The sequence below is a fragment of the Pantoea stewartii subsp. stewartii genome (assembly GCF_008801695.1).
Lineage (GTDB): Bacteria > Pseudomonadota > Gammaproteobacteria > Enterobacterales > Enterobacteriaceae > Pantoea > Pantoea stewartii.
In genome coordinates, this window is record NZ_VZPF01000133.1 from 1 (window position 1) to 6,597 (window position 6,597).

General features: G+C 52.2%; 7 protein-coding genes and 1 pseudogene. 4 read left to right on the top strand and 4 right to left on the bottom strand.

Annotation, left to right across the window (positions count from 1 at the left end):
* Positions 1 to 313 precede the first annotated feature (313 nt).
* The 4 genes from F7Q90_RS24145 to F7Q90_RS24160 are packed head-to-tail and all read left to right on the top strand — an operon-like array spanning position 314 to position 3,018.
* Positions 314 to 1,375 carry a baseplate J/gp47 family protein gene (locus F7Q90_RS24145; RefSeq protein WP_006119786.1) on the top strand — a complete coding sequence of 354 codons (1,062 nt, stop codon included), beginning with the start codon at positions 314 to 316 and terminating at the stop codon, positions 1,373 to 1,375.
* Positions 1,372 to 1,941: a YmfQ family protein gene (locus F7Q90_RS24150; RefSeq protein ID WP_006119785.1), complete on the top strand. Its 570-nt coding sequence runs from the start codon at positions 1,372 to 1,374 to the stop codon at positions 1,939 to 1,941. The genes F7Q90_RS24145 and F7Q90_RS24150 overlap by 4 nt, the downstream gene beginning before the upstream one ends.
* Entirely contained in the window at positions 1,883 to 2,590 is a 708-nt protein-coding gene (locus F7Q90_RS24155; RefSeq protein WP_141119378.1) for a gp53-like domain-containing protein, read from the top strand. Before F7Q90_RS24150 ends, F7Q90_RS24155 begins: the two co-directional genes overlap by 59 nt.
* Positions 2,590 to 3,018, top strand: coding sequence for a tail fiber assembly protein (locus F7Q90_RS24160; protein ID WP_006119784.1), 429 nt, complete (start codon positions 2,590 to 2,592; stop codon positions 3,016 to 3,018). The genes F7Q90_RS24155 and F7Q90_RS24160 overlap by 1 nt, the downstream gene beginning before the upstream one ends.
* Before the next feature lie 159 nt (positions 3,019 to 3,177).
* Here F7Q90_RS24160 and F7Q90_RS24165 read toward each other — a convergent pair.
* The 4 genes and pseudogenes from F7Q90_RS24165 to F7Q90_RS24180 all read right to left on the bottom strand — a co-directional run.
* A pseudogene (locus tag F7Q90_RS24165) lies at positions 3,178 to 3,483 on the bottom strand (glycosyltransferase family 8 protein); the annotation flags it as partial.
* Positions 3,484 to 3,500: 17 nt separating this feature from the next.
* Positions 3,501 to 4,883 (bottom strand): D-arabinono-1,4-lactone oxidase, encoded by a 1,383-nt coding sequence (locus tag F7Q90_RS24170; RefSeq protein ID WP_006119782.1) that lies wholly within the window; start codon positions 4,881 to 4,883, stop codon positions 3,501 to 3,503.
* A 64-nt stretch (positions 4,884 to 4,947) separates the two neighbouring features.
* Positions 4,948 to 5,595 (bottom strand): TetR family transcriptional regulator, encoded by a 648-nt coding sequence (locus F7Q90_RS24175; RefSeq protein ID WP_006119781.1) that lies wholly within the window; start codon positions 5,593 to 5,595, stop codon positions 4,948 to 4,950.
* A 147-nt stretch (positions 5,596 to 5,742) separates the two neighbouring features.
* The gene (locus F7Q90_RS24180; RefSeq protein WP_006119780.1) at positions 5,743 to 6,369 is read right to left on the bottom strand and encodes a LysE family translocator; all 627 of its coding nucleotides are present in this window, start codon (positions 6,367 to 6,369) and stop codon (positions 5,743 to 5,745) included.
* Positions 6,370 to 6,597: the final 228 nt, after the last annotated feature.

Here is a 6,597-nt window from a genome sequence, read left to right on the forward strand (position 1 = left end):
AATGGAGGCGAAGCGCCTCAAGGAGCCATGTCCGGTGTTTCACGCGATAGTGTCCATTAAAAAATGATGGACACTATTTTCCCGGAACCGGAGCCCGCTGCACAGACGGTTTAAATGTGACGCTTACGCATATTCTCGCTAAACAGTATGCCGAGCAGGCACTTGCTCCGCTTACCTCTGATGCTGATGGCCGTGCTAAGTCTGTAAGCGTTGAAACTTTCTCATCCGAGCCCGGCTGGCTCCTTTTGCATGTGACGGTCATTCAGTCCAATGACGAGAGAATAACCTTTAAACACCCCGTGAGGATTACATAATGCCTTTTACCGTTCCGGCATTTGAAAAAATCCGCAGCGATATGTTACGGGATATCCGCAATCTCGATACTGACGCGGACATTACCGAAGACAGTGACAACTGGATTCGTGCGACCTCAGTCGCAAGCGTTGCAACAGGGCTTTATCAGCATCAGGCATGGATAGTTCGCCAGATTTTCCCCGACACAGCAGATACTGAATTTCTTGTCTGGCACGCCCGAACTCGCGGTCTTTACCGGAAAGCTGCCACGACGGCCAGCGGTTCCGCCAAAGTCACCGGAGAGTCGGGGGCAAAGGCTGTGGCCGGGCAAATTATTACCCGTGGCTCTTTCAGTTGGATAACTACCGCTGAGGTCACAACAGGAGCTGATGGTACAGGTGTAGTCCCTGTCCGTGTTGTTACAGCGGGTGCGGCGGGTAACAGCACAGCAGAGGTCTCTGGCACATTTGCCACACCGCCTACCGGCTTTGACAGCACTGTGACTGTAGGTCTTCTCAGTGGAGGAACCGACGCTGAAACTGACGCCGCTTTGCTAGATCGTCTGCTCGACGTTATACGACGTCCACCTGCAGGCGGAAACAAATATGATTATCGACGCTGGGCACTCTCGGTAGATGGCCTCACGGCGGCGTATGTCTATCCTCTTCGACGTGGGCTCGGCACTGTTGATGTGGTAATAACCTCTGCCGGGGGGATGCCCTCAGCCGACATTATCGCAGCCTGTCAGGCATATATTGATGAGCAGCGGCCCGTTACTGCCAAAGATACCATTGTGCTGGCACCTACATTCCGTAAAGTTGATATTGCAGCGGCTATCACTGTGCAGGGTATTACCTTTGACGCGGCTAAAGTCCAAACGATTACGGACCTGACCACATTCATCAATAACCTTGAGCCAGGACAGCCCTTCATTAAATCGCAGGCGGAAGGCGTCATTACAAATATTACCGGTATAACCGACCGCAGCATCAGCGCACCTGCTGGAAACGTACAGCCAGTAGTAAACGCAACTGTCGTTGAATGGATACGCGCCGGTAATGTCACGGTGACGCAGCTATGAATTATCGCGACCTTCTGGCTTCACTCCTGCCGCCAGTGGCCTATGACGCTAATCAGGTGAAGCTTGATGCGGAGCTGACCGCTAAGGGGAATGCACTTTCTCTGATTTCTTCCAGTGCAAATGAAGTTACAGAGGCTGTGACTCCGTTATTTTCAGATGGATTACTGAATGACTGGGAGCGCGTCCTCGAACTTACACCCGGCGAAGAGGATACATGGCAGCAACGCCTTGATGCGGTACTGATTAAGCTTGCTGAGACGGGTGGACTGAGTCGGGCCTACTTTATAAAGCTCGCTGCCACGGCAGGCTACACAATCACTATTGATGAATTTGAGCCATTCCGCGCGGGTATTAACCGTGCCGGAGATCAGCTTTATGTTCCCGAGATTATCTATGTCTGGGCTGTGAATGTTAAATCCAGTGTCACTGTTTATTACTTTCGGGCAGGTGCCTCTTTGCCAGGTGAGCGCCTTGCCACTTATGGCAATAAAGTCCTTGAGACCATATTTGAGAATCTCAAACCTGCACACACCTATTGTTATTTTACTTACGAGGAGGAGGTCTGATGCAACCACTCATGCCACCCCTGACAGCCTTTTTCACAATGGCAACCCTCTTACCGGCGAAAAAGGGACAATCGTCACAGCTACATTTCTGAACAATACTCAGGGAGCGATTCGCGACGCGCAGTCAGAACTGATTAACATCTTAACCGCAGCAGGCATCGTTCCTGACTCTGCGAAAGGTACACAGGTATTATCTGCTCTTAAAAAGATATTACTTACTCGCTCAAACCCTTTTTCAGATATAGCGTCAGACGGTCAGGTTGCAATTGATGCGGCATTAAAAAATCTCGGTTTACTATCTGCGGCCAAGAGAGATGTCGGTACAGGCCAGACTCAAATACCTGATATGTCTTTCTGGACGAGTAATCAAGGGTGGCGGAAAACACCAGACGGCTTTATAGAGCAGTGGGGAATATCTAATCCCACTACTGATACAACGTCCGTTACGTTTCCCATAGCATTTTCCAGCTCAGTGAGTTTTCTGAGTGAACATGACAACGGAGGCGGGACAAGCGTTACTCTCTGGCAGCTTAATTCAATCACATTGAGCGGTTTTCAGGCGAGAAACATTGCGCGAATTGCAAAGGGTGATAATGCTGTTGAGCCTTCTATATCAGCCAACTGCATCTGGTTTGCGAGGGGTAAATAATGAGCTACGTTTTTTCACCTGCCACTAACGGTTTTTTTCTCCAGGAACTGGAGGCTGAATACCACAACAGTGGGATATGGCCAGCAGACGGCATTGAGGTTTCAGACGAAGTATTTGTGAAGTTCAGCGCAACACCGCCAGAAGGAAAAATGAGAGGGGTAGGCAGCGACTCAATGCCAGTATGGATTGATATTCCTCCACCTACCCAAGATGAACTGGTAAGCGCTGCGACCATCACCCGGCAGGCGTTAATTAGCCAGGCAAACACTTTCATGAATTCACGTCAGTGGCCCGGCAAAGCGGCGCTAGGAAGGCTGAAAGAGGATGATTTAGCGTTGTACAATAAGTGGCTGGATTATCTCGACGCGCTTTATGCTGTTGACCTTGCCAAAGCCCCCCAAATTACCTGGCCTATTAAGCCAGATTGATTTATCTGCTTCTGTTGTGAGTGGTTGCCCCTTGTCACTCACAACAATTCTTTAATCCTTGAGGTGTTCTTTTTTGCACCGTGCATAATCTTCCCTCAATTTTAAGAAACATCCGTGCAGAATATATCGCCTTGCTGTGCAACAAATTTCGCCGCGCTACATGTCAGCATCCAGGAATACCATGCGCCGATACTCGGTCAACTGCCAGGCGCGCAGCTTAGTCCAGACCTCGCCAAAGCGTTCAGAGGCATAGTGCTGATTCAAATCATTGTCCGGATAAAGCGGATCAACCCGGCGGATAATACAGCCCTCATCCCTGAGGGCTTCACACTCGCTGTCACTGATAGCATTGGTGGCCATCACAAGCAGTGGCCAGCGTGTTTTCGTCTGTTGCAGTGAACGGTGCAGCGCTTTCACGCCCACCAGATAATCCGGTTGCGTCAGTAACGTTACCCAGGCAAACATAACATCCCTTTTTTAAATTATTTAAACAGTGCAGCGGTATAGTCGTTGCTGAAGTGGTGGTGCGGATCAAGTTGTTCACGCAGGGCGCGAAAGCGGTCCCAGTGCGGATAAAGATCCCGCCAGTGGTAGAGCGAGGCATCGTAATATTTACCCCAGTGCGGACGCCCACCTTCTTCGGCCAGCAGTTTCTCCACCTCGCTTAAAAAGTGCAGGCCGGCCTCAGAAAGCGATCCATCATCTGCGTAATAAACGACAAAGCCAAAGAAGCAGGTGGGCTGGTCGAAGGCGGGGCTCAGCCAGGCGGATGAGGCACCGGTGCAGCGCAGGATAATCGGATAGTGCATGTGCGGACGATTTTCGGCATACCAGCGTTTGATCTTGCTGATGATCGCCGGCGTGCGCGCCAGCGGAACGCCAATCTCAACGTTGATCTGCGGCACGGCGATACCGCGACAGAACAGTTGGTAGATGTCGCCTGTGACATCGGTAAAGTCGCGAAAGCGAGTCACAGTGCGGAACTGTTTGCCGCCTTTACCGTGAATCTGCGTATCGCGATGCATGTGCTCCAGCGTCTGTTCGATAGTATCGTTCAGGCTGTCATCACCTTCATCGGCATGTTCTACTACTTCGCGTCCCGACTGCTCGTAACGCTGGATCTCATCGTAGCTGGCCTGATGTGCATTCCAGACGTGCATGATGTTATCGTCAACAAACCACCAGGCCTTACTGAGTGCATAATCCTCATTCCAGCGCAGCAGATCGCTTTCCAGGTTGTCCGCCGAAACCACATTCTTGTGGCAGGTGAAGATGCGGAACGGTTGGGTGCGCAACGTCACTTCGGTCACGATGCCCAGGGTGCCGAGCGACACCAGCGCCGCCGCAAAATCGTCGTCACCGCGCGACAGCTCCCGTATGGAGCCGTCGCTCAGCACCAGACGGATCTGCTCGGCTTCGTCCGCAATGGAGCTTTGCTGCAGACCCTGGCCGTGCGTACCGGTTGCCATCGCACCGGCCAGCGTCTGCACGGAGATCACGCCCGGCGAAGAGGCCAGCATGCGGTCCATGTCTGTCAGGGTGCTGTAGATCTGTTCGAGCGGTGTGGCGCCTGCAAACGTAACGCTGTGAGCATCGCTGCGGAGCAGGCCGGTAAAGGCGCTCAGATCCAGCAGCAGATCGTCGGGATGCACAGCCAGCATTCTGCCGGGTGAGTAGGTTTTGCCAATAACGCGCACTGTGTTGTGAGTGTCGCGCAGTAACTGCTGCAAAGCCGCCTCATTGGCAGGGCGTTTTACCTGCTGTTGTGTACCAATCGGCGCGTTTTGCGCCCAGTTCCAGAGTGTATTGTCATGAGGTTCACGCTGCGTCTGGCGAAGCGGATAAAGGCTGGCGTCTCTGCTCAAGCTGCTTTCCTTACTTAAGTGATATTGTTATTACCACTTAAGCATAGACTATCCTTTTCAGCGCTCAGGACGCGTGGCGTGAGCATCTGATGTAGCGCAGCGTTGCCGTGACGGCGAGCTGGCGATTACGACGGATGATCTCGTCTTCATTTTTGTCCCGACTAAACAGCGTATTGAAGGTGAATCGGTTGGAGACCTGATGCACACAAATACTGCTGATCAGGCGATGCACGTCCAGTGTCTCGATCTCTTTGATGAACAGTCCCTGCTGCTGTCCCCGGCTCAGAATATCATCCAGTAAGTCCAGCGCACTGCGGTTCAGCTGGCTCAGACGGGCAGACTGCGAGATGTAGCGGCCGCGAGACAGGTTCTCCATACAGATCAGACGCACAAAATCCGGGTGGGAAACATGGTAATCGAAGCTGGCTTCAACCAGTTTTATGATGGCCTGCTCAGGGGCGAGCGAGGCCAGATTCAGGCCAGTTTCATGCTCCCTGATCTGCTGGTAAACCTGTTCCAGCGCATCGATATAGAGCTGTTCCTTATTGCCAAAATGGTAAACCACCATTCGTTTAGTCGTCTGGGCATTTTCAGCAATTTGCTCAAGACGGGCGCCTTGCATACCAAACTCAGCAAAGGTCGTCAGTGCGCTCGCAAGAATGCGCTTTTTAAGTCCTTCAGGATCATTTTTGCGTTTCGTAGTGTCTGACATAGTGCTCAACAGGGTGCCCGGTAACGAGAAGGTGAGGGCAAGATGTTACCACAGCGGATCAGGGCTGTTACTTATACCGAGAGCAAATGAAGATTAATCAGTCTGTTCTGACGTCGCACGGGAAGCCGTGTCACCTCGGTCACGGCATTAAAGCGTTTTCAGGATCATACCGATGGCGGCCAGCAGCATGATAACGCCGACCGATTTAAACATGATGCGCTGTGCACGTTGGCTGGTCAGTAATGCGCGAACGCTTACTGTCGCCAGAATAAACATGGCTCCGACCATCAGCAGCACCGCTGCGGTAACGGGCACCAGTCTGGCTGCCCAGAATGTTAAGGATATGCTCTCCAGCGATATCACAAGCGGTAATATGGCCAGATAAAACGCGATTGTTTTCGGGTTGCCCAGTGTGATGGTCAGGCCTGACAGCCAGGCAGAAGTCAGTTGCTTGTGCGTCACTTTTTGGTCCAGCGTGATGGAATGCGGCTGATAAGACCAGAACTGCCAGGCCAGAAAAGCTAAATAGAGCGCCGCAGCCCAGTTAATCAGTGTAAACAGTCCGGTATAGGTATGAGCGACAACGGCCAGGCCAAATACGGCGAGCGTCAAATAAAATAAATCGCCCATTATCACGCCTGCAAGCGCAGCAAAACCCGCCAGAGAGCCCCCGTTAAGGGTACGGGCCACGATCGCTGTCATGCCCGGGCCGGGAATGGCCGCGGCCAGACCCAGCGCCAGTATATAAGGCAGTAATTCTGTTATCGCAGGCATCGTCTTTCCTTCATAAATGTTATGTCGGGATAAAATCCAGACAGGCTGGCCATGAAAAGCGGCGTGACCAGGACAACCCGGACTCGTCTGCCGCCTTAATCGTAAGCGTCACATTTAAACCGTCTGTGCAGCGGGCTCCGGTTCCGGGAAAATAGTGTCCATCATTTTTTAATGGACACTATCGCGTGAAACACCGGACATGGCTCCTTGAGGCGCTTCGCCTCCATT

Bases quoted from the DNA above. Each gene is read 5' to 3' on its own strand.
- F7Q90_RS24145 (WP_006119786.1), top strand. From the start codon at position 314: ATGCCTTTTACCGTTCCGGCATTTGAAAAAATCCGCAGCGATATGTTA.
- F7Q90_RS24150 (WP_006119785.1), top strand. From the start codon at position 1,372: ATGAATTATCGCGACCTTCTGGCTTCACTCCTGCCGCCAGTGGCCTAT.
- F7Q90_RS24160 (WP_006119784.1), top strand. From the start codon at position 2,590: ATGAGCTACGTTTTTTCACCTGCCACTAACGGTTTTTTTCTCCAGGAA.
- F7Q90_RS24175 (WP_006119781.1), bottom strand. From the start codon at position 5,595: ATGTCAGACACTACGAAACGCAAAAATGATCCTGAAGGACTTAAAAAG.
- F7Q90_RS24180 (WP_006119780.1), bottom strand. From the start codon at position 6,369: ATGCCTGCGATAACAGAATTACTGCCTTATATACTGGCGCTGGGTCTG.